This window comes from Erythrobacter sp. HI0063, assembly GCF_001635685.1.
GTDB lineage: Bacteria > Pseudomonadota > Alphaproteobacteria > Sphingomonadales > Sphingomonadaceae > Qipengyuania.
In genome coordinates, this window is record NZ_LWFF01000346.1 from 83,889 (window position 1) to 109,986 (window position 26,098).

A 26,098-nucleotide genomic window follows, 5' to 3' on the forward strand; every position below is an offset into this window, starting at 1 on the left:
TACGAAACGCGAATCGCGGCAAATCCGGCCGGTCTTGCGCGCATTCGGAGGAACGCGCATTGAAGCGTCCATGGCTCGCAAGTCTCCCCTCGAAGATCCCGAAACCGCTGCCTTCGCCTGGGCGCGCTATCGCCGCATCATGTGGTTCATGCTTGCGATCACGATTGGCGTGGTCGCGGTGGCGATCGCCTTTCTCTACGATGGCGAGAGCGAGGCGTCGGTACATTACTATATCGCGGTGGCACTCGGCATCGGATTCACCATGCTGCTGGCGAGTGCGCTGATGGGGCTGGTGTTCCTGTCGGCCGGAACCGGCCACGACGATTCGATCGACGAATAAAAGGCGTCAGATCAGTCCCGCCAGCGGACTGGAGGGATCGGCGTATTTGCGCGTCCCCATCCGGCCCGAAAGATAGGCGTGGCGGCCCGCTTCGACTGCCAGCTTCATGGCTTGGGCCATGCGGACCGGATCCTTTGCTTCGGCGATGGCGGTGTTCATCAGCACTCCGTCGCAGCCCAGCTCCATCGCCACTGCCGCATCGCTCGCCGTGCCCACACCCGCATCGACGAGGACGGGCACACTGGCCCCTTCCTTGATCAGGCGAATGGTCACGCGGTTCTGGATGCCGAGGCCCGATCCGATAGGCGCGCCCAGCGGCATGACTGCAACGGCGCCCGCCTCTTCCAGCTGCTTCGCCGCGATCGGATCGTCGACGCAATAGACCATGGGGAGGAAGCCCTCCTTCGCCAGCACCTCGGTCGCTTTCAGCGTTTCGCGCATATCGGGATACAGCGTACGCGCTTCGCCCAAGACTTCGAGTTTGACGAGATCCCAGCCCCCCGCCTCGCGCGCGAGACGAAGCGTGCGGATCGCATCGTCGGCGGTGAAGCATCCTGCGGTGTTGGGGAGGTAGGTCACCTTCTTGGGATCGATGAAATCGGTCAGCATCGGCGCCTTGGGATCGCTGACATTGACGCGCCGCACCGCCACGGTGACGATCTCCGCCCCCGAGGCTTCGAGCGCGGCGGCGTTCTGGGCGAAATCCTTGTACTTGCCGGTGCCGACGATCAGGCGCGACCGGAAGGTTCGGCCCGCGACGGTCCAGCTGTCATCCTGCACGTCATGGTCGCCGCCGCCGACAAAATGGACGATCTCCAACGTGTCGCCTTCTGCCAAGGTGTGCTGCTCGAGTTCGCTGCGTGGCGCGATGGTGCCATTGCGTTCGACCGCTACCTTGGCAGGGTCGAGATCGAGTTCGCGGACGAGATCGGCGACGGTGGTGGCTGAGGTGCGGCGAGTCTCGCCGTTGACGGTAAGGGATAGGGGCGCGGTCATGGTCCGCGCGACATAAGCCTCAATGCGAATGGCGCAAGTTGAGGATATGGCCGAGCGAGACCAGCGCGACGCCGATGATCGTCAAAATCGCCTCTTTCTCCCCATGCGGCACGGCCAGAGCGCCCCCCATGAAGGTCAGCCCGGTCATCGCGATCACGAAAGGCGCGGCCTTGCGATGGCGCAACGCACCCCAGCCGATGGCCACTGCGGCGATCAGAACTGCAAAGACGAGGCCGATGCGATGGATATCGGGGTTGAGGAACAATTCGCCGCCGATGCCGAGCCCTGCGCCCAGCCCCGCGACGATCATGATGCTGACCACGCAATGCAGCGCGCACAGGCCCGAAAGCGCAATGCCGGCGCGATCGAGCCGACGCCGAAACGGAGAGATCGGGCGTTCCACCATGAGCGATCATGTATGTGACGGTGTAACATGATGCAAGGGGTGCCGACGATTTCGATGGCGAGGCATCGGGACGGCTCTTGCACCTAAGAGAGCGATTGGTGCTGCAAATGCACTTGCGATGCGTCGCCGCGCGCAGCAAACAGCGCCCATGTCGATTTCATCGCGTTCCATTTCGCCTGCGCGCCCGATCGCGATCGCCAATTGGTTGCTGGTGGTCGCTGCCCTGGTGGTTCTGATGGTGGCAGTCGGCGGCATCACGCGCCTGACCGAAAGCGGACTGTCGATCACCCAGTGGAAACCGATCACCGGGGCGATCCCACCGCTGAGCGAGGCGGCTTGGCAGGCCGAGTTCGACCTGTATCGCCGCACCGGGGAATACATCAATGTGACCGGCCCGGCGGGCATGGATCTGGCGGCGTTCAAATTCATCTATTTCTGGGAATGGTTCCACCGGCTGCTGGGCCGAGTGATCGGTATCGCCTTCGCCGTGCCGCTCGCCTGGTTTTGGGTAAGGGGCGCTATTCCGAAAGGGTATAAGCACCGGCTCGTTGCGCTGCTTGCGCTGGGCGGTCTGCAGGGTGTGTTCGGTTGGTTCATGGTCAAGAGCGGGCTGGCGGGCACGATGACCGATGTGAGCCACTTCTGGCTGTCCATCCATTTGCTGACGGCATTCTTCACTCTGGGCGGACTGGTGTGGACCGCGCTCGATCTCCGGCAATTGGCCAACCGCAGCGCGCCGCGCTCGCTCTGGACTGTCACGGCGAGCTGGGTGGGCGCGATCCTGTTCGTTCAGCTCCTGCTCGGCGCTTGGGTCGCCGGCCTCAATGCCGGGCTTGCTTCCGACACCTGGCCTTTGATGCAGGGTCGGTTGGTAACGGAATTCGACGCGTCGGGGGGCGTGTTTCATGCGATCACGCACGATCCTTTCCTGATCCATTTCCTCCACCGCTGGTGGGCATGGGTGGCGTTCGTGGCGCTGATCGTGATGGCGCGGCGCGTGAAGCCGATCGCCCGGCCCGCTTCGATCGCGATGAATGCGCTACTGGGGACGCAGATTCTGCTCGGTATCGCGACGGTCATCAGCGGGGTCGATCTCTGGCTGGCCGTGGCGCATCAGGTCGTGGGCGCATTGCTGACCGCCACCTTCGCATGGAACGCGCACGCATTGGGCCGCCCAGCCTGATCGCAAGTCGTGGGGTATTATTATACCCCACCCGGCATCCCCGGATTTGCTTGACTTGCGCGTGATCCAGAGCCATTTGCGCGCCGCATCGCGATATTCGGCTGGCCCGGACTCGCTGCTCAACGGATTCGGCTTCGCGCCGGGGCCAAGCAACATCAAGGACGGAACAGCGCCATGAAGGCTCTCACCAAGGCCACCCGGTCGATCAAACCGGCAGAGGTCGAAAAGAAATGGCACCTGATCGACGCCGAAGGGCTCGTCGTCGGGCGCCTCGCGGCGATCATCGCCAATCACCTGCGCGGCAAGCACAAGCCGAGCTTCACGCCCCATGTCGATTGCGGCGATCACGTCATCGTCATCAACGCGGACAAGGTGAAGTTCACCGGCCGCAAGATGACCGACAAGATCTATTACAAGCACACCGGCCACCCGGGCGGCATCAAGGAAACGACTCCGGCCAAGGTGCTGGAAGGCCGCTTCCCCGAGCGCGTGCTGGAAAAGGCCGTGCAGCGCATGATCCCGCGCGGGCCGCTGGGCCGGGCGCAGATGAAGGCGCTCCACCTCTATGCCGGGACCGAACACCCGCATGACGGACAGCAGCCGCAGACGCTCGACGTCGCTTCGTTGAACCGCAAGAACAAGGCTGCCGCATAATGGCCGACGACAACACCACGCCCGACACCACGGCAGCTGAAAACGCCGCCGACACGCCCGCAGACGCCGCGACCAAGGGCGCGACGAGCGAGAACGAAGGCGCCGATGCGAAGAGCAGCGTCTCCGACCTCGCGGATCTCAAGGACATCGCCGGCGATACGCCGCAGGGCGATTCCGCTGAAATCGCGCAGCGCGCCGACGTTCCCCTGCGCGAGCAGGAGCTCGACAAGCAGGGCCGCGCCTACGCTACCGGCCGCCGCAAGGACGCCACCGCGCGAGTCTGGCTGAAGCCGGGCAGCGGCAAGGTCATCGTCAACGGCAAGGACCAGGAAGTCTACTTCGCGCGTCCGACCTTGCGCCTGATCATTAACCAACCCTTCTCGATCACCGAGCGTGAAGGCCAGTACGACGTGATCGCCACTGTACGCGGCGGCGGTCTGTCCGGCCAGGCCGGTGCAGTGAAGCACGGCATCAGCCAGGCGCTGACCAAGTACGAGCCGACGCTGCGTGGCACCGTCAAGGCCGCCGGCTTCCTCACCCGCGACAGCCGCGTGGTGGAGCGCAAGAAGTATGGCCGGGCCAAGGCTCGCCGCAGCTTCCAGTTCTCGAAGCGCTAAGCCAGCGATCTATCGATCACCGAGGAAGGGCGGTCCCGAAAGGGGCCGCCCTTTTTCGTGGGCTATCGAGAGTCGGCGTGAATCCTGTCGCTACGCGGCGTCAGTTCTGGATCGCCATGATGCCCCAAGCGAGCGCGGTCCCGCCAAGGAAAATGGGCCAGGACCAGAAGAAGGACTGGTCCATGATCTGCATCTGTTCGATCGCGAGCGTTCCGCCCATGCCGCCGCCGTGCCCGATGAACAGGGCGGTGATCCACGCCAGAAGCGCGCCGCAGGGCAATGCCTTGATGAGTTCCGTCATGTCCGGCCTCCGTGATTACGGACGCCTACCATGCCTCGGAATGGTTACGATTCGATTGAGCCGACAGGCTTCAATGCACCGGCGGATCGGTGCGGGGGACCTGATTGACCGGAGCGACCGGCTCGTCCGGCTGGCGCGGCGGCATCGCATCTTCGGGCACATCGTCGATCTGCATGTCGCGCGTGCTGACATCGCCCAGATTGCGAGCGCGCACGGTCAATGTTTCGCCATCCCAGCGCAATTCGTTGAAGCTCGGCGGAGTGGAGCGCACGCGTTGGGACAGCGTGCCCGCTCCGATCATCCGCACCGGGCCGTGGACGGTCTCCTGCGTCAGGTCGAAGGGATCGTGGACATGGCCGCTCAGCACGCCGAGAACCGGTCGCTGGGCAAGAGCGGTCAGAGCCTTCTGCCCCCCATGCGTCAGCGCCGTGCCCTTCGTACCGACCTCGCGCAGCGGATGGTGGACGGCGACCAGGGCCTTCACGCCCTCGGGAAGGGCATCGATGGCGTCGAGACACTTCGTCAGCGCCGCATCGGTGATCCAGCCTTTCGACCAGTTGAAACGCGGTTGGGCGCGCACGGCGGTCTTGAGCGGCACGATCGCCAGACCGGGCAGGTCGAGCTCCTTTTCGACCACCGATTCGACGCCTTTGAAGCGCTTGTACGGGGTGAAGAAGCGCTCGATCAGATTGAAATAGGGCAGGTCGTGATTGCCGACCTCAACCGTGATCGGCACATCGAGCGAGCGGATCCATCGCGTGGCCGCCTCGAATTCGCGGTGCCGGGCGCGCATGGTTAGATCGCCGGTGATTGCCACGGCATCGGGCCGCTTTTCCGCGATCTCCCGCTTGACCCAGGCGATCGCATCGGTGTCTTCCAGCCCGAAATGCACATCGGAGACATGGAAAACGAGCGTTTCGCGGCGGTTTCGGGCGGGCGAGGGATCAGTAGCCATGGGCGGTCGCTAGCAGATCGACTTCGCACGCGGCCACGGAAAACGTGGCGCGCGATCCAAGGGTTGCGGGTTCGCCGTCGAGCAGGACTCCGATCGGAGCGTCCTCGCAATTCTCCAATTCCAATTCGTCGAACAGGCCGAGCCGTTCATGCGGCCCTTCCCGGAAACGGCGGCGCAACAGGGCCCAGCCCTGACGCAGGAAATCGCCGGGATCTTGCGCGCGATAGGCATCGAGTTGCAGGCCGCGATGGCTGGGCGTGAATTCGATCATCGGATAACCCTCGCGCGAGCCCAATTCGGGATTTCTGAGACGCACGAACGCCCCGCCCGTCGTCTCGGCCAGTGCCTCGCCGGTTTCCTCCGCGAGCGCGGCGATATCGAAATCGCGCATCGCTTCGCGCACGCTCGCCCATGACGTCCCCGGACCGCTCAACAGACCCGCCAAAGCATCGCCTGCCTCGCACCGAGCGATCTGCGGGCGAACCTTCCGGAAAGCGCCGCTTGCGATCCGGTCGAGGATTTCTTCGCACTCGGCCTCGCCATGCATTCTCCGGCTGAGCAGGTTCATCGTTCCGCCGGGCAGCACCAGGATAGATCCGGACCAACCGTAAAGCCCGGTGATCGCCGCATTCAGCGTCCCGTCTCCGGTGAAGACGGCCAGACAGTCTATCCCCGCCGCGTCCAGTTCGCTCGCTGTCGGCAGATCCTCGTCGGGAAAGCAGATTTCGCGCGCCAGCGAGAGGTTGCGGCGCTCGCAGTGTTCGCGCAGCTCCGCAATCGCGCCGTCTTCATTGCTGCCGCTGCGTGCGTTGAGGACCAGCCAGATGGTGTCGATCGGAGCCATAGAAGCCAAGCGCTTCATTCACGCGCCGGTTCCGGGCGCAGAGGCGATAACCCTCTGAATTAGATCGAACGCTCGGTCACATCCGGCCTGTCAGCAGCGCCCAGGCGCTGCCGATATTGCACAGGCTATAGATCGCGTAGACCCAACCGATCCCTCCATACCCCTCCGCCAAGAACAGCAGCGTCGCCAGCAGGACCGCGAATTCCACGATCAGCGAGGGCGGTCCGAACCGCCCCGGTCGCAACCATGCCATTCGCTCCAGGATCGGATGGCCGCTTTCCAGCACCGCCTTGTGGGCGGCGAAATTGGCAATCCCCAACAGAAAGACGAGCGCGAACAGCATCGACGAAGGGGATAGGCGCGTCGTTGGCGGATCGCCAGAGGTCGTTCGTCCGCGATCATGCGCAACCGATCGGAAGACAGCCGCACCCGTCGATAGCGAGATGCGACTACGATCGTAAACGCCCATTACTCGGTCTGCGGCGCGCCTCCCCCCCCTACGTTCCGGGCGCGCCGCAACCCAGGAGGATAGTATGAAAACGCAATTCGTCCCTCTCGCATCCGCAATCGCAGCGTTCGGCTTGGCTCTTACGGCCAGCTCTACCCCCGTTGTGGCGCAGAGCATTAGCATCGGTGTCCAATATTCCGATCTCGATCTGACGAGCCCGCAAGGCCAAGCGACGCTCGATAAGAGAATCGCCGGTGCTGCGCACAAGATCTGCGGCCATGATGAGCAGCGCAGCGGCACGCGGATCGCCAAGAATTCCACAATGCGCGCATGCGTAGCAGAAGTGAAAGCCAAGACGGCGAAGCAGGTCGCCGCCGCCACCCAGGAGCGGCAATTGGGCGGCTGATTCACCGGTGCGCCGATCGCCTTTTCAGCCACGTCAGACCTACCGCAACAGGATATCTCGCTTCTTTTTCTCATGCGAAAAGTTTGCTCGCGCGATCGGGAGAGCCGAATTATCTTAAGCGACGGCGACACGCGATCAGCCGTGATCTAACCCTCGGTATTGTTGGTGATCGATGGTTCAAAGTCGGAAGAAAGCAAGCAGCCAAGGAACCCTTGTCAGGCCATTACTATACGCTTATGCCGCGCGGAAATTTCTTCGCATGTCCGCGTCCGCCGCATTTGGGCATTGGCTCCTTGCTTTTTTCGGGAATAAAAATGATTAAGTTTGGTGTCGTAGGTTGTGGCCGCATTTCGAAGCGCCATCTTGATTTGCTTGGGGGCGGTGAGATCGACGGCGCGCAACTTGTCGCCATATGCGATATTGATAGCCAGAGGCTGGCCGAGGCTAAGGCGAAGTATGATGTGGCCGCCTATGACAGCCTAGAGCAAATGTTGGGTGACCCGAATGTCGAGGTGGTGGTCGTGCTTACTCCCAGCGGAATGCACGCCGAACATGCCATCCTCTCCGCCCGTGCTGGGAAGCATGTCATTGTCGAAAAGCCGATGGCGTTGCGGCTGGATGATGCCGATGCGATGATCGCAGCGTGTGACCAAGCGCGTGTGAAGCTTTTTGTCGTTAAGCAGAATCGACTGAACGTACCGGTCGTAAAGGCGCGTGAAGCGCTCGAGGCGGGCCGCTTCGGGAAACTGGTTCTCGGCACCGTCAGGGTACGCTGGCGCCGCGACCAGAGTTATTATGATCAGGATAGCTGGCGCGGAACTTGGGCGCAGGACGGCGGAGTCCTTGCTAACCAAGCGAGCCATCACGTTGATTTGTTGGAATATTTTATGGGCAATGTGGTTTCGGTTCACGCCCGCGCCAGTCGGACACTTGTGGATATCGAAGCGGAAGACACCGCGATCGCCACTTTGCAATTCGCTAATGGCGCACTGGGCATCGTCGAGGCGACCAATGCCGCGCGTCCGCGAGATCTCGAAGGCTCATTGTCAATTTTGGGTGAGGGTGGAACAGTCGTGATCGGCGGTTTCGCGGTCAACAAGATGGTGACGTGGGATTTTGTGGAGCCGCAGCCGGATGATGCCGAGGTGCTGGACAAGTACTCCGTCAATCCACCGAATGTGTACGGATATGGGCATCAAGCCTATTACGAACATGTCCTCGATTGCCTGAAAAACGACGCCGCAGCATTGGTTGATGGGCTGGAGGGGCGGCGCAGTCTTGAGTTGATTACCGCGCTTTACGAATCAATCGAGACTGGGCTTGAGGTACCGATTCAATTCCGTTCGCGGCATGCTCGTCTGGGCGGTTAAATTATGGCCGGTAAAGTGAGGCTCATTGAGGCTGCCGTTCGTGACATTGCCACCGGTAGTGGTGTGACCGTGGTGGAGCCGGGCAATCTCTATGAATGCGAACTCGGTGACGGCGTTTTCGTCGGTCCTTTTTGCGAAGTGCAGCGCGGAGTTACCATCGGTGCGCGGACCCGCGTCCAAAGTCACAGTTTCGTTTGTGAGCTTGTGACCATCGGCGCCGATTGCTTCATCGGACACGGAGTGATGTTCGTTAACGACCGTTTTTCCGGAGGTGGTCCCGCCCGGGGCGATACGAGCAAATGGGAAGCGACCGTAATTGGCGATAGAGTTTCGATCGGTTCCAATGCCACCATCATGCCGGTCACAATCTGCGATGACGTCGTCATCGGTGCCGGTTCCGTCGTGACCAAGTCGATCGACGTGCCCGGCAGCTATGCCGGCAACCCAGCGCGTCTCTTGCGCCGCGCCTGATCCTTCAGATTCGGAGACCTTTCATGCCTGTGCCCTTCGTCGACCTTTATGCGCAATACAGTTCGCTGAAGGATGAGATCGACGCCGCTATCGCGCGGACCATCGCCAACAGCAGCTTCGTGCGCGGCCCCGATGTCGAGGCCTTCGAGGCCGAATACGCCGAACTGATGCAGGCGAAGCACTGCGTGTCGGCCGCAAACGGTACCGATTCTCTCTACATCGCGATGCATGCGTTGGGCTTGAAGCCGGGGGACGAGGTTATCGTGCCCGCACAGACCTGGATTTCGACTAGCGAGACCGTCGGACAGCACGGAGCCAAAGCGGTGTTCGTCGATATCGATCCCACCACTTCGACGATCGATCCGAATCTGATCGAGGAGGCAATTACCGACCGAACCGTCGGCATCATCCCTGTTCATCTGTATGGCCAAGCAGCCGACATGGATCCGATTATGGAGATCGCAAAGCGACGTGCCTTGTGGGTGATCGAGGATTGCGCGCAAGCACACCTCGCGACCTATCGGGGCCAGCAGGTCGGTACATTCGGCGAGATTTCTTCTTGGTCTTTCTATCCTGGCAAGAATCTTGGCGCGATGGGCGATGCGGGTGCGGCGACGACGAGCAGCGACGACCTGGCGCGAAAGATGGCGCGGTTCGCGCGGCATGGCGGGATTAACAAGGGCGACCACGAGATCGAGGGCATTAACAGCCGTCTTGACGGCCTTCAGGCGGCCATACTTAGAGTAAAACTGCCACATCTTGCCGACTGGACCGAGGCTCGGCGTGCTGTTGCGGCACGCTACGACAAGCTGCTCGCCGACGTCCCAGGCATCACGACCCCGACTGAGGTCGAGGGGCGGGGACATGTCTACCACCTTTATGTGATCGAAACGGAAAATCGCGATGCACTTCAAGCCGCGCTGAAAGCTCACGGAATCCCTACGGTAATAAACTACCGCCGCGCGCTACCATTTTTGCCCGCCTATTCCGATCGTGGGCACACTGCCAACGATTTCCCCGTCGCATACCGATTGCAAAAGCGGATACTTTCGCTGCCGATCTATGCGGAATTGAGCGAGATTCATCAGGACGAGGTCATTGCCGCGGTCCGAGAAGAAGCGACCGGCGTAAAATGAGGGAGCGAAAAATTTACGCGATTCCAGTCCTAGGCCGATATGGCTTGGCGCACGGATTGCTAGCATGGGCGCGCTGCCGCCTGTGGTGCGAGCAGACCGGAGCGACAATGCTTGCGCCGTTCTGGCTGAAGCCGAGAATAGGTCCGTATCTGCGCCGCGAGCGCGACAAGCGTAATTACTTTCGACTATTCCGCAGCGGAAGCGCGGTCGCGGGTCTGCGGCGGCTCACGATATTGACTAGGGCACGTCGGGTCCAGATCGGCACCGAATGGCCGGGATCGGTTTCCGAACATGTTGGATCGGGAGCTAAACCGGTCCTTGTTTGCGTGCATAATGCGGTCAAAGACAATGAGAAGAAGTCCTTCGCGCAAGTGATTGGTCATGGGACCTTTTTGCGCGAGGAACTCCTGGCCATGACGCGCCCCCAATATCGCCCTGAAAGACAACACGCCCCGTTCATCGCGGTTCATGTCCGGTTGGGGGATTTTAAGAAGCCGTCAGGTGACGTGGATGCTGCAGCGACGAATACACGCTTGCCGATCGATTGGTATGGCGACCGACTCGAAGCGCTGCGCAATGCATTGAAAGAAGACGTTCCTGCACTTGTCTTTTCCGATGGCTCCAGCGCAGATCTCGCGCCTCTGCTTGCGCACAAGAGTGTCACGCAGGTTCCCCGGCAGGCTTCCGTGACCGATCTGCTCCAAATCGGGCAGGGCGCAGCATTGATTGCTTCGGGCTCGGGCTTCAGCCTTTGGGGAGCATTTTTGGGGAACGCGCCGCGTATCTCATATCCGGGGCAGTCGATCGTTCCAATTGACGAAGATCCTTCGCGCGACATCGAGTCCGGTTTCGGCGCCGAAATTCCTGCCAATTTCGTCGAGCATGTACGCGCGCGTATGGATTTATCTGAAGTCAAGTCGGCATGATTCGTAATATCGTCACAGTGATGCGCGGCACCGTCATCGCGCAGGCTGTGGCGGTCCTGATCCTGCCGGTCCTCACGCGTTTATTCGACCCGGCCGCTTTCGGTCATCTTCAGCTGTATCTTTCTGTGCTGACGATGTTGATCGTATTGCCAAGCCTCCGTTACGATATCGCGATCCTACGTGCCGAGGATAACGAGCTTCCCTCGCTTCTGAGACTGTGCCTGCGCGCAAATGTTATTGTGGCTGCCTTGATTCTGGCGATTGCCTATGTGGGGGCAGCACTTTTTCCGGAGAGCTGGCTGAGCCAATCGCCGTTTCCTCTCTGGACGCCGATTGCCGCAATGGTGGCAACGAGCGTCGGTCAGGTGCTACTCTACGTCGCGATCCGCGATGAACGCTTTTCGGTGAATGCCAACAGCAAAGTGGCACAAGCCGTCAGCTATGCTGCGATAGGTGTGGCACTTGGCGTGGCGCGCATTGGCAATAGTGGTCTCGTCATCGCCGACCTTTTGGGGCGCATTACAAGCCTCGCCTGGCTTTATCGTTGGATGCGCAAACGTACCCCGATGAGCCAGGTCGGTCGCGTGTCGATCCTTAAGGTCGCAAGCCGATATCGCGAATATCCGCTCGTCGCGTTGCCGGGCTTCATAATCAATTCCGCAGGCGTCACGATCACTCCGATCATGATCTACGCAACCTTTGATGCAAATGCGGCGGGTCAATATGCGCTTGTCGATCGGGTCATGTCGCTTCCTGTCGCGGTAGTTGCGACATCGGTATCGCAAGCATTCATGGGGCAACTTGCCACGGCGATGCGCACCGGAACCGAAGCGAGGACGCAATTCATCAGTATCCTGCGGTGGCTCGCCCTTATCGGGATCGTCCCGACAATATTGGTCATCCTGCTTGCTCCGACGGCTTTCGTGCTGCTTTTCGGGAGCGAATGGGAGCTAGCCGGAACGCTGGCACAAGTCTTGGCTCCGGCCACGTTCGTCGGGCTGGTTACGGGCGGCGTCAACATGACGCTGAGCGTGGTGGGTCGACAAAAAACCCAGATGGTTTGGGACGTGACGCGGCTGACGGCGTTGATCGGACTCTGGGCTGCTGTCCCGATCCTCAACCTCTCGGTAGTACTTTCCGTCGCGTTGCACAGCGCATTGCTGGTGATTGCCAATATTGTCTTCCTCATTCTATGCGCAAATGCGCTGAAACATCCGCTGAGTGCCCCCGCGATCGCAACCGATACGCTGCTTGTGGAGAGCGACCCTAGATGATCCGTATCGTCGATTATGGCGTTGGTAACATTGCCAGCCTCGTCAACATGTTCGGCCATTTAGGCTTCGACGCGGTACCCACCGACGATGCGGCGGCAATCGCGCGCGCGGATCATCTGGTCCTTCCGGGGGTGGGCGCGTTCGATCATGCGATGCGCCAACTCGCCGCGCGTGATCTCGTAGCGCCGCTACACGACGCCGCGGCGCGTGGGGCCCATATGCTCGGTGTCTGCCTCGGCATGCAGCTGCTCGGTCGATCAAGCGAGGAGGGCAAGTTACCCGGCTTGGGTCTCATAGACGCGGTGACCGTGCGGCTTCCTGCAATCGGGCGCGATGGCAAGAAACTTTCGGTGCCGAACATCGGCTGGCACATGCTCGAAAAGCCGCGCATGTCCCCGCTCCTCGATAATGCCACAAGGCCGGAGCGCTTCTATTTCGTACATAGCTACCATATGATCTGCGCAGAACCGAACGATGTCGCGGGCACGATTTTGCGCGGCGGCGACCAAGTGACCGTCGCAGTCTCACGCGATACGCTGCACGGAGTGCAATTCCATCCCGAGAAGAGTCACCGCCACGGCATGTCCCTTCTCGAAGCGTTTGCCCGACTATGAGTGACATCGAGCGCCCCCGCTATATCCCTGTTCTGCTGCTCGATCGCCAGCGGCGGCTAGTAAAGACGGTTGCCTTCGGTGAGCGTACGTACGTCGGCGATCCCTTCAACGTCATTCGCTTGTTCAACGAGAAGGAGGTGGACGAGCTTTGCATCCTCGACATCGATGCAGGGCGGGATGGGTACGAGATCGATCACGGCTTCGTCGCCGAGCTTGCGGGCGAATGCTTCATGCCTCTTGCCTATGGTGGAGGGCTTCGTGACGTCAGGCAATGCGCGCCGCTGGTGCGAAACGGGGTCGAGAAGTTCGTGCTGGGTGCCGGCACGACCAACCCCGCCCTGATCGGCGCGCTGGCGGGCGTATATGGTTCGTCCTCCGTGGTCGCATGTGTCGATTATCGAGGCGGGCATGCTTTCGTTGATGGCGGGCAGCGCGATACGGGCCTTTCTCCGCTCGCGCTGGCGAAAGCCGCTGTCGCAGCGGGAGCAGGAGAGGTGATTATACAATCGATCGAGCGCGATGGAGCGCGAACGGGTATGGACCTGGCCATGATCGGCACAGTCGCTGCCGAGCTCCCTGTACCGGTGATCGCGCTAGGTGGAGCGGGCGAGGTGGCGCACCTCGCCGAAGCTATCGACGCGGGCGCCGCTGCAGCCGCTTCGGGCAGCACATTCAGTTTTATCGGGCGGCTTCGCGCCGTTCTTGTCACCTACCCGGAAGATCTAACGGATAAGACAGGTGGCGCCCCATGATTTCAGAAGCAGACATTCAAATCGACGTGGGCGCAGTTACAACGCCGCTTGGCAACGCGGCAATCTGCAACTTCTGCGTCATGACCGAGGGTGTCGATGGCGTGTCCATCGACCCGGACGGGCAATGCAATTGCTGCAAGGATGCGCTCGCGCGCATGCCGACTGAGTGGTGGCCAGGGGCGGAGGGGGAGCGGCGCATGGCCGCGCTCGTTGCGCAACTTAAGGAAGAGGGCCAAGGAAGCCGGTACGACGCACTGGTCGGACTGAGCGGCGGGATCGATAGCGCCTATCTCGCGCATTTGATGGCAACTCGGCACGGGCTGCGCCTCTTGGCGGTACATGTCGATGCCGGGTGGAACAGCGAACCTGCAGTAAACAATATCGAGAAGTTGGTCCGCGCGCTCGACCTCGATCTTGTGACCGAAGTCATCGAATGGAGCGAAGTGCGTGACGTGCAGCGCGCGTTCCTGCGAGCCAATGTCCTCAACCAAGACTTCCCACAGGATCACGCGTTCTTCGCGACCCTCCTGCGTGTCGCGCGGCAATACGACGTGAAAAGTTTCTTGTCGGGCGTAAATTTTTCGTCGGAAAATCTCCATATTCCGCATGACGGGCCGAGCTCTACTGACGGGAAGCATGTGCGGGCGGTCCATGCGGCATTGGGTGAAGAGTCTCTAGCTGCCTATCCGATCATGACGATGGCCGAATACCTCTGGACGACAAGAATACGCGGTCTGCCTAAACGCTACCGCCCGCTCGATTTCATCGATTACGACAAAGAGGCGGCGCGATGCGAGCTTGAAGACCATTATGCTTGGCGCGACTACGGACCCAAGCACAGCGAGTCGCGATTTACCAAATTCTATCAGGAAGTTTACCTTCCACGGAAACTGCGTTTCGACAAACGGCGGCTGTTCTATTCGTCGCTCATCGTCGCGGGACAGATGACACGCGACGAGGCAATCGCGGAATTAGCGAAGCCAATCACCACGGCGCGACAGGCGGAACGCGACACGCGTTTTGTCGCCAAGAAACTGGGCATGGACCCGGCCGAGCTTGCCGCGCTAATCGACGCGCCTACGATGCCGCACGATGCTTTCGATAGCGACAAAAGAATGAGCGACCGGATGATGCGCCTTCGCAGTGCTCTGCGACGATTGATGGGGTGGATCCGGCGATGACGGCGGCCAACTCGGATCAGGGGCTACCCATACCGCTGAGGCACCTGCTGAATGGAGGGGTCGCGGCCTTTTACGGGTTCTTCCTGATCCTCACCTATCGCGAGCTTTCCAAAATATGGGGGTATCTGGGATTCTGGTACACGCCGCCAGAACCGTCGGTCACGGCGCTGTCGGTGGCGGCGGCGGGATTGCTGGGGGCAATGTTGCCGGCGCGCAGCTGGACAGTCGTCGGATTTGCCAAATGGGTGCTCTGCTTCCTTCTGTTCATTCCAACGGTTACCATACCACCGCAGCAGGGAACCCTGCTTACCGACGACCTTCTGCTGCTCGAGACGCTGGCGCTGGGATCCGCGGTCGTGTTCATCGCTTTTCTGCGTGATGGAGCGCCATTTCCGCCATTGCGCTTATCGCGGCAGGCATTGTGGCAGGGCGTGATCGTCTGCTGGATACTCGGCAATCTCTCCATCTTGGCGGTTTTTGGCGGTTCCTTGAGCCTCGCAAGCATCGAAGAAGTTTACGACCAGCGAAGCAGCACGTCCGGTCTGGGTGGAGCTGCCATAGTTTACGTCATGGGGTTCATGAGCGGCGCGGTAAATCCATTCCTGCTGGTCATCGGTCTGGCACAGCGGCGCTGGTCTCTGGTAGCTATGGCGCTAGCCGGACAGGTGCTAATCTATTCCACCCTGGCGGCCAAGGTGGTGCTCGGGTCGACGCTGCTTACGGTCGGAACATTTCTGGCGTTTCGCCATGGCCGCGTCGCATTCACGCGCATCAGGGCCGCAATCCTGCTCTTCGCTATTCTGGGACCGTGGATAACTGCGCCGAGAGTAATAATGGGCGGGCTCATAGGCGCGCTATCGGACCTCATCTATTTTCGCATCCTCGTCTTGCCCGGTGCGCTAGTCGGTATCTACAGCGAGTTTTTCCTGAATTATCCGGTTACGAAACTATCACACTCGCTCGTAGGGCGTGCGTTCTCGACTTACCCGTATGGCAGCGAATCCGTCGGCCAAGTGATCGGTCGGTATGTGACGCCGACACTCGGCGCCGCAAATAATTATAACGCGAATTTCATCGCTGCGGATGGTATTGCCGGCTTCAGCACCTGGGGCGTGCCAGTGATCTTTGTTTTCGCCGCTGCGTGGCTATGGTTCGCGTCGCGGTTGGTAGGACAGGGCAATCGCCAAATCGTCTGTGCAATGTTGATGCCTTTTATCACATCTCTCGCCGACGCCTCTCTCTTCACCGCCATTCTGACAAACGGCGGCGCTGCGGCAGCCTTGCTGCTCTACTTCTACCGTTCAGCAGAAGATACCAAGTCCTACGGGGTCGCCTCGCCAAGGGTTCGATAGGCGTGCCCGGTCCGCTCGTGAGCCGAAGCCGTTATTATCGAACGTAAAGCGGATCTGGATAGATACGTTGCGACCAGCGTCGTAATTACGTTTTTGAAAGTCGAACAGGTCAATCCTGTCACAAGATGGCGCTATTGCCGAGGCTTGGAGAAAAAATAGCAACCGTTATCAACACTACTCAGAAATGCTTGTACGCCGCGCATCTCCAAGAACTCGTCGACGGCTCTGCGACATCCCTCATAAGAGCCGTAATCATCGATAATCACGATGCCGCCAGGAACGACCAAGTCGTAAAGATTGTCCAAGCAAACTTTGGTCGATGAATACCAGTCGCCATCCAGGCGCAAGAGCGCGATCTGCCCGATAGTATCACGTACCGCCGGCAACGTGTTTTCGAACCAACCAGGATGGAAACATACGTTCGCCATGGGATAGCCGACGCCGCGGTCGAGAAGCTCACGACACAGATCGACCGTTCCGTGCCCACCGACTGAATCGTAGAAACCCGTCATCGGTTTCTGAGCGGCTCCGATCTCAGAGAGATGGTGTCCCGCCTCCTCCACCGCTCGCGCACCATCGACACTTGGATCGGGGGGGCAGATATCGGTAAAGCTGTCGAAAAGATGAAGCTTGCGTTCGCTTGCTTCACAGTCGCGCAGGGTGGCAGCCATCATGCCCACTCCGCCGCCTTTCCAGACACCACACTCGACCAACGCACCTGGAATGCGATGCTTTGCAATCCAAGCAACTTGGTCCGCAAGGCTCACCAGGCGTGGGCGTGGCAACATCGTATTGCCCCGGACGAGGCGGATGTTCTTCTCAGTGGCAGACGGATCAGCATAAATCGGCTGCACTTCACGTGTTATCTGATAGCCAGCGCGACCGGCCAATTTTTGTAGCTTGGCTTTCAAACTCACGGTGCTGTTGTCCTTTCCGCCAATTCAGCCGCCAGCGGCATAATGCAGGGCGCCTCATATGCAATTCGGTTTCGTTCAAAATGTATTGCTTGCGCGATTGTTTCATGTCGCGCGTCTTCGTGTAGAGCACCGATTCTAGCTTTTTTCGGTTCCGGTCGCTTGTCAGACGCGGCAAGTCAGCTCGCCAATTCGGCGAACCGCTCCCACTGCCGATCTTTGCTGTAGAGGGATCTTATCATCGTATTCCCTCTGGTCGCAAGTTGGCTTGTTGCAGTTTGATCGGCAACCATCTCCAAAAGGAGTTTGCGCAAGTTCTCCGTCGTACCGTAGGTTTGAAAATGGATGCCCTCATCCATGCCGGGGGGATAGATCCCTTGATCGCTCACTAGCGCAGCTCTGCAACCCAACGATTCCCATACTCGCATATTTCCGCGATCGTGACCGGCCATGTCTATAGCGCCGTTCACAACGATTTTCGCGCCTCCGAGGACTGCCAAAAGGTCGCGACCGAACACGGGCGGTCTGCTTACGGCGCGAAGATCGCGGTTGCGTCGATCCTTTCGCAACGGCCCCACCCAACCGAGCGGCGTTTCCGCGAGACGTGTGTAGCGCGATACATCAAGGCACATGGCGACGGTCATGTCTTTACGTAAGGATGCAATCGTCTGTAGCATCGCGGCTCGGTTGCGATGGTGGCGCGAATAAGTGCCGACGAATAGCACGTCGATCGGGCGGTCCGCCGTGGTTGCATAAGCGTCCATAGCCGGATCATGCGCCGGTGCGAAAAATTCCGCGCGCGCTCCCGAGGCGCGATAACCCTCGAGCAAAGACGGGAAGTTATTCACGATCAAATCGTACTTCAAAAACGCCCCTCTGTCGGATGGAGCGGCGCGCCACGCGATCGTCTTTCTTACCGAGCCCGGCAGTCGGGCAAGGAATGCATCGCCATAGCGCATCGGGTCCAAATTGTAGAACACCTCGGTCCGATGATCTTCGATCTGGGCAAGGAGAATGTCCTCCAGTGACGTACCCGACGACAGTCCGTTTTCATCAGCCCACATTCGCTGAACGACTTCGTCATCGCCATTGGTAAAAAACGCGTCTCGCGAGCCGTCCAGCACCGGGCGCAAAAAGTGAGGAGCTCCAAACCGGTCGTCGAGAAACGCTGCGATCGCCTCGTCGAAGCTTTTGGCGCCCGCGGTAAGGGCACGCAGGCGTAGGCGGTATGACGGATAGACACTACTATTCTGGAAGATACGCATTTTAAGCCTGCTCACCATGGCGCGGTCGCGGATTAGGCGAGCCCATAAAAATTAGCCGTATAAGACGGATCAAACATAAGCGATCCTATGAGCTCAGCTCAGTCGCTCCCATAACGAAATCAATCACGTTCGCAATATTTGGATGACCAGTGAAGTTTTCAAATTGGCGTGGGTCGATCTAGCCACCGCCGCGATTGCCCAATTTTTCAAACGCCGCCGCCATTGACGCTAATCAGCGTGGGGTCGCCGCATCCGTTAGGGTAATTGTTTTTCACGATCCACCAGCGAAAGTTTCAAGATCGCAGCTTGGATGATTGATGTAATCGTCTTCGAAAACGCAGTTCGTTGCCGACGGAAATATAGGAAAATCCTGGTTTGCCGGATCAATTGTCGATTAATCGATGTTGGGCGAGGTAGAGGACGGACTGGCCCGTTTGCTCAGCTCTCGGCCAGTTCCCTCAGATATCTGCCATAATCGCTGTTGGGCATTTTTGCAGCCTCGCGACGCACTTCTGCGGCGTCGATCCAGCCGGCGCCGAGAGCGATCTCTTCCGGGCACGCGATCATCAGCCCTTGGGTCCGCTGCACCGTAGCGATGAATTGGCCAGCGCTGAGCAGGCTGTCGGGCGTACCGGTGTCGAGCCAGGCGTATCCGCGTCCCATGATGCGCACGCTGGCTTGCCCCGCCTCCAGATACACGCGGTTGAGATCGGTGATCTCGAGCTCGCCGCGCGGCGAGGGCTTGAGATCGCGCGCGATGGCCGGCGCCTGCGCGTCGTAGAAGTACAGGCCGGTAACAGCATAATTGGAACGCGGCTCTACCGGCTTCTCCTCGAGCGAAAGCGCGTTATAGTCGGTGTCGAACTCAACGACGCCGAAGCGCTGGGGATCGGGCACATGATAGGCGAAAAGCGAGCAGCCTTGCTCGCGGGCGTCCGCCTGCGCCAAGAGCGCGCCGAACTGGTGCCCATAGAAGATGTTATCTCCCAAGACCAAGGCCGATGGACCGTCGGCAACGAAATCCGCGCCGATGACATAAGCCTGCGCCAAGCCTTCGGGCTTCGGCTGCACTGCATATTGGATATCGAGCCCCCACTGCTCGCCGCTGCCGAGCAATTGGCGATACAGCGCGGTGTCGTCGGGAGTGGAGATCACCAGTATCTCGCGGATACCCGCCAACATCAAGGTGGTCAGCGGATAGTAGATCATCGGTTTATCGTAGATCGGCAGGAGCTGCTTCGACGCGACCCGGGTCATCGGATAGAGACGTGTACCGCTTCCCCCCGCTAGGATGATGCCTTTGCGATCAGTCATGATGGCTGCACTCTTGTTATCGTTTGAAAAAATGTACGACGCTGTGCGCAATGCGCTCGGCCTCGTCTTCGCCAAGTTCAGCGAATAAAGGCAGTCGCACAAGCGTGTGCGAGAAGCGGTCGGCATGGGGGGTGTCAGGGCCAGCCTGATCCGCAAAGAACGGGCTTGATCGAAGGGCTTGGTAATGAAAGGCGGCGTAAATACCGTCCGCCTTCAAATGTTCCAGCAATGCGGTGCGTGTCTCTAAATCGGGACAGAGCAAGAAGAACATATGCGCATTGTTGGTCGCATACGCGGGAATGGTCGGCAGCTCGATCGCGCCCTCTTGCGCCAGCGGCTCCAGAATGGCGGCGTAGCGATACCACGCGGCCAGCCGCCGCGCCTGGATGGCGTCTATATCCTCCAGTTGCGCGAGCAGGAAGGCGGCGATCATTTCCGACGGCAGATAGGATGAGCCAAGCGATACCCAGCCGTATTTGTCTACTTCGCCCCGAAAGAAGGCCGATCGGTCGGTGCCCTTCTCGCGAACGATCTCTGCTTGCCGGACGCGATCGGCTCGATTGACATGGAGAGCGCCGCCTTCGCCCGCGATGATGTTCTTCGTCTCGTGAAACGAGAAGGCTCCGTAATCGCCCAATGTCCCGAGCGGCCGACCTTTATATGACGATGCGATACCCTGCGCTGCATCTTCGACGATCTGTGCACTGTTGTGTTCGGCGAGTTCGGCGAGCGCATCCATATCGCACGCGACACCTGCATAATGGACCGGTACAATCGCTTTGGTCTGAGGCCCGATGAGCGCAGCGACGGAGGCGGGGTCCATATTTGGATGATTCGCGTAGCTATCGGCGAAACGTATTATGGCGCCACGCAGTGCGAAGGCATTAGCGGTCGAAACGAACGTGTAGCTCGGGACGATCACCTCATCGCCCGGCTCTATCTCACAAAGTAGTGCTGCGGCCTCGAGCGCATCGGTGCAAGAAGTGGTGAGAAAAGTTCTACCCGACCCCAGCAATCCTTCGAGCATCGCCTGACACCGTTTGGTGAATGGGCCGTCGCCCGAAAGCTTACGCGCGGCCAGCGCTTCTGCGATATTGGGCGCTTCGCGTCCGGTGAGATAGGGTTTGTTGAAGGGCGTCACGTTTAGATCCAGAAATGAAAAGTGTCCGAAATCCGCTCGATACTGAAGTCGGCGGAATCGTAGGCGGCGAGTGCACCAGCATTTTCGCCCTGCGTGGTCACTTGAACGGCGGATCCCCGATGCTCCGCTGTCCACACGACTGCGCCACGCAGCAACTCGCTGCCGAGGCCGCGGCCACGATGCGCGGCATGGACTGCAAATAATCCGATGACGCCAACGCCATCCTTCATGGAGATGGATATCATGCCACCGACCGTGCCTGCTACCCGAGTGACCAACACGGCTTGGTCGTGCCCTTCGGCCATGCTGTTTTCGATCCAAATGTCGTAAAGAGCCGTGAATTGCTGGTCGGTAATGCCAGGATCGATCCGGAAACGCGATAGTTCCCCACTTGCGAGCGCGAGCGACCGTACCATGCGGCGATCCGCCTCATCAGGATTGTGGCTGAGTTCTTCGACGCCTTCCGGCATCAATCTGTCGAGTTGGTGTGTAACCAACTCCACTCGCCGTCCGACGAAACGCCCGCCAAGCTTTTCCGCCTTCTCGCGCAGACTCGTATGGTCTGCGTCCACGTCGAGATAGGCCAGTCGCGTCTTGGAGACCCTAAGTTCGGCTATGGCGTCATCAAGCGTCAATTTACCGTGGAAGGTCAGACGAGCGACTGGGAAGCCGAAGAAATCGCTGTCCCACTCAAGCGGTTCGATCGCGATGTCCTGAGCGGTCATGCTGGGCGTTCCTGGCGTTCGTCGCTCAATGCCAATCGGGCGAGCGCTTTCGCTTGGGCTGTCGGAGAGCATCGCGATAATCCGATCTCCCTCGCGCGCATCGTCGCATGTTTTTTCTTGTCCGCGCTCCAATCGAGCACGTGCGTCATCGCAGCGGCGAGTGCATCCGCGTTGCGGCGGGACGCAATAACGCCGGTTGCTCCAGGCTCGATCAAGTCGATTGCGACGCCGACATCGAAGGCAATTACGGGCGTTCCGCTCATCACCGCCTCATTGATCATCATTGGTCCTGAGTCCTCCACGGAAGGGCTGACATATAGATCGGCAGCGGCATAAGCCTGCGCCAATCCTTCGGGGGGCAACATCCCGAGCTGGCGCACCACATAGCCCTCCCCTGCGAGCGCCTCGAACGGCGCGCCGTTGCCCGCGACAAGTAGCGTGGGCAGCAATCCGGGTCCACGGAGCGATGCCAGCTTTTTCAGCGCCTCTTCTAGGATGCTCATTCCCTTACGCGCGTCGCCATGATCGCGTGCACCAAAAAATACGACTGGGCGGGATGCATCCAACCCCAATTCCGATCGTACTGCGACTGAATCGCGTGGTGCGAATGTTTCCGGCGAGACGCTGAGCGGTACGATTTCGATCGGAGTATCGCAGAAGAGCGCAGAAGCGCGAGCTTGATCCGCCAGCCAGGTAGAGGCGGCAACAACCGTCGTGCGCATCTGCGCCAAAGCCGATCTCTTTTCGTTCAATGTCTTCGCGGACCAATCTTTCGGCCCACTACCGAAACGCAGCGCAGGGCAATCACCACACCCTGTCGTATAGCCTTCGCAGCCCCACGCGTAGTGACAGCCTCCCGTAAAGCTCGCCATATCCATCAACGACCAGAGTACACGTGCGTCGAAGCGCCGCGCTAATCGCTTTACCGATGCGAATGAGATCAGGTCGGTCAGCGCGTGCGCGACTATCGCGTCGGGTTTTAATTGTATTTGAGCAGCAACCGATTCGACGGTTTTGGCTATGGAGGGCAAGCCATAGCGCTGGTTTCGGAAGTAGTATCGCGGCCACGTTATCGATCGAAACAGAGCCTTGGAAGCGATGCGCGGGAGAGAAGCAGCCGGCCCTCCACAGACCGTGATTCCATCGCCCCCGATACCGTCTCCCACCACCATATGCGAATGAAAGCCACTGTTTGCTAAGGCACGGTGAATGCGCACCGCTGCCATTCCTGCCCCGCCGCGATCAGTCGTAGTGAGGTGAAGAAAGGCAGGATTGCTCTCGATCATTGGCAGCGCTTTAGCTGAAAGGTTTACGTGGTCCACGCAAAATACCTGCACAACAATTCTGGCCCGGCGCTGTGGGCTCACCATTCCGGTGTATCGCCTTCCGGGATGTGCGCGGATACTCCCGGCCTGGTCCGCGCTAGGTGGAGTGCATGGAGGGGAGGGCGATGCACGTTCTAGACACTACAGTTCTGGAACAAGCGCAGTCTGCCTGCTAGGCGCCTACGGAAAGAAAATGAGAATAAGCTTTCCGTTGGGAACATCGGGAAACCGCTATCCAGATTACAAGGCAAGGGCACAATGCGTATTCTAGTGACTGGCGGGGCTGGCTTCATCGGCTCGGCGCTGGTGCGCCATCTGATTGAGAACACCGCTCATGAAGTCCTCAATTTCGACAAGTTGACCTATGCGGGCTTGCTTTCGACCCTGGACAGCGTGGCCTGCTCATCCCGGTACCGCTTCGTGCAGGGCGACGTTTGCGACGCGGCGTCGGTGAGAGCGGCGCTCGACGATTTCCGACCCGACATCGTGACCCACCTCGCGGCCGAAAGCCATGTCGATCGCTCGATCGATGAGCCGGGCGCGTTCATCCAGACCAATATCGTGGGCACTTACACCATGCTGGCCGAGGCGCGCCGCTACTGGTCGACGCTAGGAAGCACAGAGCAAGCCGCTTTCCGCTTCCATCACATTTCTACCGACGAGGTCTACGGATCGCTCGGCGATACCGGCCTCTTTACCGAGAGCACGCCTTACGATCCGCGATCGCCCTATTCGGCGTCCAAGGCGGGCTCCGATCATCTCGTCCAGGCATGGGGCCATACGTACGGCTTGCCGGTTCTCGTAACGAATTGTTCGAACAATTACGGCCCGTATCACTATCCTGAGAAATTAATCCCTCTGATGATCGCCAAGGCGCTCGATGGCGAAGCGCTACCGGTGTACGGCAAAGGCGATCAGGTGCGCGACTGGCTTTATGTCGACGACCACGTTCGCGCATTGCAAGCGGTGTTTGAACGCGGCGAACCCGGACGCCGCTACAATGTCGGCGGCCATAACGAAAAACAGAACATCGAGGTCGTTCGTACTTTGTGCGCGACTCTCGACCGTCTTGCCCCGCGCGCCGATGGGATCCCCTATGCCGAGCAGATCACCTTCGTGGTCGATCGGCCCGGCCACGACCGGCGCTATGCGATTGACGCCTCTCGCATCGGTCGCGAACTCGGCTGGAAGCCGCGGGAGACCTTCGAGACGGGAATCGAGAAGACGGTTCGCTGGTATCTTGAGCATGAAGAATGGTGGCGGCCGTTGGTTGCGGCAAAGGCGGCGGAGCGGCGTGGAGTATGCGAACCGGAGGGCTGATTGCCAGGAGCGGGGGCCTACAATTAGCGTTCGAGGCGCCCCTCCGAGTCGGATAACAAGGCGCGATATTGATCCAGTACATGCGGCAGTGTGTAGCCGCGGCTAAGCGCGGCGCGAGCGTTTTGTCCTCGCCGGGCAGCCTCGCTTCGTCCGGCCGGAGTTGCGATGTCGCGGACGAGCCGCTCCAAAGCATCCGCATCGCCGGGCGCGATGTGCCATCCCGCTCTATTCTCGGTAATTGTCAGCGACACTTCCGCATCCGCTTCGGCGACGGCGGCGATCGGCACACCGGCGGCCATCACGTTGTACATGCGGCTCGGCACCGACACGCCTTTCATTGCATCCTTGAAGGCGATCACCGTGAGGTTCGAACAGGCCAGCATCTGATTCAGCCGGTCGCGCGGCTGACGCGGCAGATAGAGAATATTCGCAGCCTTGTGCTCGACGACCGAGGCGGCTTGGCCACCATATCCCACGAACAGGAAAACGACCTCCGTCAAATCCTCGACGCGTTTCGCGACTTCCAGCAGAAGCGCGATGTCGTGGGTGCGACCGATATTTCCGGAGAATTGAATCACGACCTTGTCGGCCAGTCCGTTTTCGATCGCAAATGGATTGGCAGTCCGCTCGATCGAAGCAATCTCGTCAATATCACCCCAGTTCGGGATGATCTCCACCGGGCGATCGGCACCGATCGCACGCAGCTTGCGCTTGATCAGCGCTTGCATATCGCGGCCGAGCACCGCGATCCGGTCGAATCCTGCCAGGGTCCGGTTGAAAAAGGCCGATGCCAGCGAAAACGCCGTGCCGTCGCTGCGCATCATCTTGGTCGCAACCAGCACTTCGGGGTAAACATCGTGAACCAGCAACACGCTCGACACACCTTTGAACCGCGCGATCAGGCCGAGGATCGGCGGTAGCGTTGGAGGATTCGTTACGACAAGCATTCTGTCGCCCCGCTGGAAGTGGCGCAGTGCGAACACGGTCGCGGTGAACGCGAGAGTGAGGGCGTTGAGCGCCCGGAGCACGAGGCGGTCCTTGTTGAAATGAGTCGCGCGCATCCGGTGGATCGTCGTGCCATTGCGATCCTCGCGCCGCCGGGTAACGACACCGCGCTCGCTGTAGCTCGGTTTGCCGCAGATCACTTGCACGTCGAAAGCGTCGGTCAGCCCTTCCGCTATCCTCGTCAGAAAATATCCGGTCGAAGTCTGCTCCGGGTAATAGAGCTCGGACACGACCCACAAGCGAGGTTTTGGCATCAAATTTTCCGAACGAGGGGGTAATTTAGGAAAGGTCGGCCGCAGCGATATCATGGTAGAGCCGCGAGCCAAGCCCATAGCGGATGGCGAGGTTGTCGTCATCCGCGAGCCGACTGTCCGCAAACAGCCTGCCACCGACCGAGGGCGCCAAGCGTTCGACCAGGTCGGCGAACCCGCGCGGTACGGGAAAGCGACGAAGCGCGTTCTTGCCGTTACGTGCGCGCGCAGCGTCCGCATAGGTGAAAGGCCGCGGGTCGGCTGCGAACACGATTTTCGACGCGTCTACCGGCTGCGTCGCGATCCGAGCGATCACCTCCGCCGATAATTCTACGCCGATCATGGCCCGCCGGACATCGCCGGTCGGGACGGGGAGCACACGCGTCCTGGCCCACAAGCGCAAAAGCTGGGCGAGCTTGCCTGCTACATCGTCTCCGTAAATCAACGGGAGGCGTAGGACCGTCACCGCAAAGCGATCGCTCTCAAGCGCGAGGAGGGCTTCATCCGCTGCAAGTTTGGAACGGCCATAATCCCCCGTCGGTGCGGTGGGCGTGGCTCGGCCAATCTCATCAGCCCTGCCGTAGACGGAGAAGGAGGAGATATGAATGAAGT

At 60.0% G+C, this 26,098-nt stretch carries 29 protein-coding genes; 15 read left to right on the forward strand and 14 right to left on the reverse strand.

Annotated features, from left to right (window positions below; genetic code table 11):
• Window positions 1–70: 70 nt before the first annotated feature.
• A complete protein-coding gene (locus A3736_RS15890) occupies window positions 71–340 on the forward strand; it encodes a hypothetical protein (protein ID WP_067684938.1) in 270 nt (89 codons plus the stop codon).
• A 6-nt stretch (window positions 341–346) separates the two neighbouring features.
• On the opposite strand, the gene thiS is transcribed toward A3736_RS15890, so the two are convergent.
• Together thiS and A3736_RS15900 are read right to left on the reverse strand one after the other, a co-directional pair.
• Complete coding sequence (gene thiS / locus A3736_RS15895) at window positions 347–1,336, reverse strand: sulfur carrier protein ThiS (protein ID WP_067684940.1); 990 nt, start codon at window positions 1,334–1,336, stop codon at window positions 347–349.
• A gap of 19 nt (window positions 1,337–1,355) precedes the next feature.
• Complete coding sequence (locus A3736_RS15900; protein ID WP_067684943.1) at window positions 1,356–1,742, reverse strand: MerC domain-containing protein; 387 nt, start codon at window positions 1,740–1,742, stop codon at window positions 1,356–1,358.
• Between the two features lie 148 nt (window positions 1,743–1,890).
• On the opposite strand from A3736_RS15900, the gene A3736_RS15905 reads away from it, so the two are divergent.
• From A3736_RS15905 to rpsI, 3 genes are all read left to right on the forward strand, one after another.
• Window positions 1,891–2,925 (forward strand): COX15/CtaA family protein, encoded by a 1,035-nt coding sequence (locus A3736_RS15905; protein ID WP_067685010.1) that lies wholly within the window; start codon window positions 1,891–1,893, stop codon window positions 2,923–2,925.
• A 174-nt stretch (window positions 2,926–3,099) separates the two neighbouring features.
• Window positions 3,100–3,579 (forward strand): 50S ribosomal protein L13, encoded by a 480-nt coding sequence (gene rplM / locus A3736_RS15910; RefSeq protein WP_067684944.1) that lies wholly within the window; start codon window positions 3,100–3,102, stop codon window positions 3,577–3,579.
• On the forward strand, window positions 3,579–4,196 hold the full coding sequence (gene rpsI / locus A3736_RS15915) for a 30S ribosomal protein S9 (protein WP_082851553.1): 618 nt from the start codon (window positions 3,579–3,581) through the stop codon (window positions 4,194–4,196). The genes rplM and rpsI overlap by 1 nt, the downstream gene beginning before the upstream one ends.
• A gap of 100 nt (window positions 4,197–4,296) precedes the next feature.
• On the opposite strand, the gene A3736_RS15920 is transcribed toward rpsI, so the two are convergent.
• From A3736_RS15920 to A3736_RS15935, 4 genes are all read right to left on the reverse strand, one after another.
• Window positions 4,297–4,497: a hypothetical protein gene (locus A3736_RS15920; RefSeq protein ID WP_067684946.1), complete on the reverse strand. Its 201-nt coding sequence runs from the start codon at window positions 4,495–4,497 to the stop codon at window positions 4,297–4,299.
• Window positions 4,498–4,567: 70 nt separating this feature from the next.
• Window positions 4,568–5,452 carry a metallophosphoesterase gene (locus A3736_RS15925; RefSeq protein ID WP_067684948.1) on the reverse strand — a complete coding sequence of 295 codons (885 nt, stop codon included), beginning with the start codon at window positions 5,450–5,452 and terminating at the stop codon, window positions 4,568–4,570.
• Window positions 5,442–6,296: a diacylglycerol kinase family protein gene (locus A3736_RS15930; RefSeq protein ID WP_067684950.1), complete on the reverse strand. Its 855-nt coding sequence runs from the start codon at window positions 6,294–6,296 to the stop codon at window positions 5,442–5,444. The genes A3736_RS15925 and A3736_RS15930 overlap by 11 nt, the downstream gene beginning before the upstream one ends.
• 76 nt (window positions 6,297–6,372) lie before the next feature.
• Window positions 6,373–6,639, reverse strand: a complete 267-nt coding sequence (locus A3736_RS15935; RefSeq protein ID WP_067684952.1) for a hypothetical protein — start codon at window positions 6,637–6,639, stop codon at window positions 6,373–6,375.
• 190 nt (window positions 6,640–6,829) lie between these two features.
• On the opposite strand from A3736_RS15935, the gene A3736_RS15940 reads away from it, so the two are divergent.
• The 10 genes from A3736_RS15940 to A3736_RS15985 all read left to right on the forward strand — a co-directional run bounded on the left by A3736_RS15940 (window position 6,830) and on the right by A3736_RS15985 (window position 16,226).
• Window positions 6,830–7,150 (forward strand): UrcA family protein, encoded by a 321-nt coding sequence (locus A3736_RS15940; protein ID WP_067684954.1) that lies wholly within the window; start codon window positions 6,830–6,832, stop codon window positions 7,148–7,150.
• Between the two features lie 314 nt (window positions 7,151–7,464).
• Complete coding sequence (locus A3736_RS15945; RefSeq protein ID WP_067684956.1) at window positions 7,465–8,520, forward strand: Gfo/Idh/MocA family protein; 1,056 nt, start codon at window positions 7,465–7,467, stop codon at window positions 8,518–8,520.
• A 3-nt stretch (window positions 8,521–8,523) separates the two neighbouring features.
• Window positions 8,524–8,991 (forward strand): acyltransferase, encoded by a 468-nt coding sequence (locus tag A3736_RS15950; RefSeq protein WP_067684958.1) that lies wholly within the window; start codon window positions 8,524–8,526, stop codon window positions 8,989–8,991.
• 23 nt (window positions 8,992–9,014) lie between these two features.
• Window positions 9,015–10,127 carry a DegT/DnrJ/EryC1/StrS aminotransferase family protein gene (locus tag A3736_RS15955; protein WP_067684960.1) on the forward strand — a complete coding sequence of 371 codons (1,113 nt, stop codon included), beginning with the start codon at window positions 9,015–9,017 and terminating at the stop codon, window positions 10,125–10,127.
• 107 nt (window positions 10,128–10,234) lie between these two features.
• Window positions 10,235–11,053 carry a hypothetical protein gene (locus A3736_RS17230; RefSeq protein WP_156502171.1) on the forward strand — a complete coding sequence of 273 codons (819 nt, stop codon included), beginning with the start codon at window positions 10,235–10,237 and terminating at the stop codon, window positions 11,051–11,053.
• Window positions 11,050–12,327 carry a lipopolysaccharide biosynthesis protein gene (locus A3736_RS15965; RefSeq protein ID WP_067684964.1) on the forward strand — a complete coding sequence of 426 codons (1,278 nt, stop codon included), beginning with the start codon at window positions 11,050–11,052 and terminating at the stop codon, window positions 12,325–12,327. The genes A3736_RS17230 and A3736_RS15965 overlap by 4 nt, the downstream gene beginning before the upstream one ends.
• Window positions 12,324–12,941: an imidazole glycerol phosphate synthase subunit HisH gene (hisH, locus tag A3736_RS15970; protein ID WP_067684966.1), complete on the forward strand. Its 618-nt coding sequence runs from the start codon at window positions 12,324–12,326 to the stop codon at window positions 12,939–12,941. The genes A3736_RS15965 and hisH overlap by 4 nt, the downstream gene beginning before the upstream one ends.
• The gene (locus A3736_RS15975; RefSeq protein ID WP_197465638.1) at window positions 12,938–13,693 is read left to right on the forward strand and encodes a HisA/HisF-related TIM barrel protein; all 756 of its coding nucleotides are present in this window, start codon (window positions 12,938–12,940) and stop codon (window positions 13,691–13,693) included. The genes hisH and A3736_RS15975 overlap by 4 nt, the downstream gene beginning before the upstream one ends.
• Window positions 13,690–14,874: an N-acetyl sugar amidotransferase gene (locus A3736_RS15980; protein ID WP_082851554.1), complete on the forward strand. Its 1,185-nt coding sequence runs from the start codon at window positions 13,690–13,692 to the stop codon at window positions 14,872–14,874. Before A3736_RS15975 ends, A3736_RS15980 begins: the two co-directional genes overlap by 4 nt.
• Window positions 14,871–16,226: a hypothetical protein gene (locus A3736_RS15985; protein ID WP_067684968.1), complete on the forward strand. Its 1,356-nt coding sequence runs from the start codon at window positions 14,871–14,873 to the stop codon at window positions 16,224–16,226. Before A3736_RS15980 ends, A3736_RS15985 begins: the two co-directional genes overlap by 4 nt.
• A 131-nt stretch (window positions 16,227–16,357) precedes the next feature.
• On the opposite strand, the gene A3736_RS16815 is transcribed toward A3736_RS15985, so the two are convergent.
• From A3736_RS16815 to A3736_RS16820, 6 genes are all read right to left on the reverse strand, one after another.
• Window positions 16,358–17,143: a TylF/MycF/NovP-related O-methyltransferase gene (locus A3736_RS16815; RefSeq protein ID WP_082851555.1), complete on the reverse strand. Its 786-nt coding sequence runs from the start codon at window positions 17,141–17,143 to the stop codon at window positions 16,358–16,360.
• A 176-nt stretch (window positions 17,144–17,319) separates the two neighbouring features.
• On the reverse strand, window positions 17,320–18,405 hold the full coding sequence (locus tag A3736_RS16000; protein WP_067685018.1) for a glycosyltransferase: 1,086 nt from the start codon (window positions 18,403–18,405) through the stop codon (window positions 17,320–17,322).
• Between the two features lie 438 nt (window positions 18,406–18,843).
• The gene (gene rfbA, locus A3736_RS16005; protein WP_067684974.1) at window positions 18,844–19,719 is read right to left on the reverse strand and encodes a glucose-1-phosphate thymidylyltransferase RfbA; all 876 of its coding nucleotides are present in this window, start codon (window positions 19,717–19,719) and stop codon (window positions 18,844–18,846) included.
• 16 nt (window positions 19,720–19,735) lie between these two features.
• A complete protein-coding gene (gene rffA / locus A3736_RS16010; RefSeq protein WP_067684976.1) occupies window positions 19,736–20,860 on the reverse strand; it encodes a dTDP-4-amino-4,6-dideoxygalactose transaminase in 1,125 nt (374 codons plus the stop codon).
• Between the two features lie 2 nt (window positions 20,861–20,862).
• The gene (locus A3736_RS16015; RefSeq protein ID WP_067684978.1) at window positions 20,863–21,585 is read right to left on the reverse strand and encodes a GNAT family N-acetyltransferase; all 723 of its coding nucleotides are present in this window, start codon (window positions 21,583–21,585) and stop codon (window positions 20,863–20,865) included.
• The gene (locus tag A3736_RS16820; RefSeq protein ID WP_197465639.1) at window positions 21,582–22,871 is read right to left on the reverse strand and encodes a glycosyltransferase; all 1,290 of its coding nucleotides are present in this window, start codon (window positions 22,869–22,871) and stop codon (window positions 21,582–21,584) included. Before A3736_RS16820 ends, A3736_RS16015 begins: the two co-directional genes overlap by 4 nt.
• A 297-nt stretch (window positions 22,872–23,168) precedes the next feature.
• Here A3736_RS16820 and rfbB point away from each other — a divergent pair, with 297 nt between their 5' ends.
• Window positions 23,169–24,230, forward strand: coding sequence for a dTDP-glucose 4,6-dehydratase (gene rfbB, locus A3736_RS16025; RefSeq protein WP_067684982.1), 1,062 nt, complete (start codon window positions 23,169–23,171; stop codon window positions 24,228–24,230).
• 23 nt (window positions 24,231–24,253) lie between these two features.
• On the opposite strand, the gene A3736_RS16030 is transcribed toward rfbB, so the two are convergent.
• Window positions 24,254–25,543 carry a glycosyltransferase family 4 protein gene (locus A3736_RS16030; protein ID WP_197465640.1) on the reverse strand — a complete coding sequence of 430 codons (1,290 nt, stop codon included), beginning with the start codon at window positions 25,541–25,543 and terminating at the stop codon, window positions 24,254–24,256.
• On the reverse strand, window positions 25,515–26,098 hold a 584-nt coding region (locus tag A3736_RS16825), incomplete at its 5' end, for an NAD-dependent epimerase/dehydratase family protein (protein ID WP_156502172.1). The genes A3736_RS16825 and A3736_RS16030, both read right to left, overlap by 29 nt.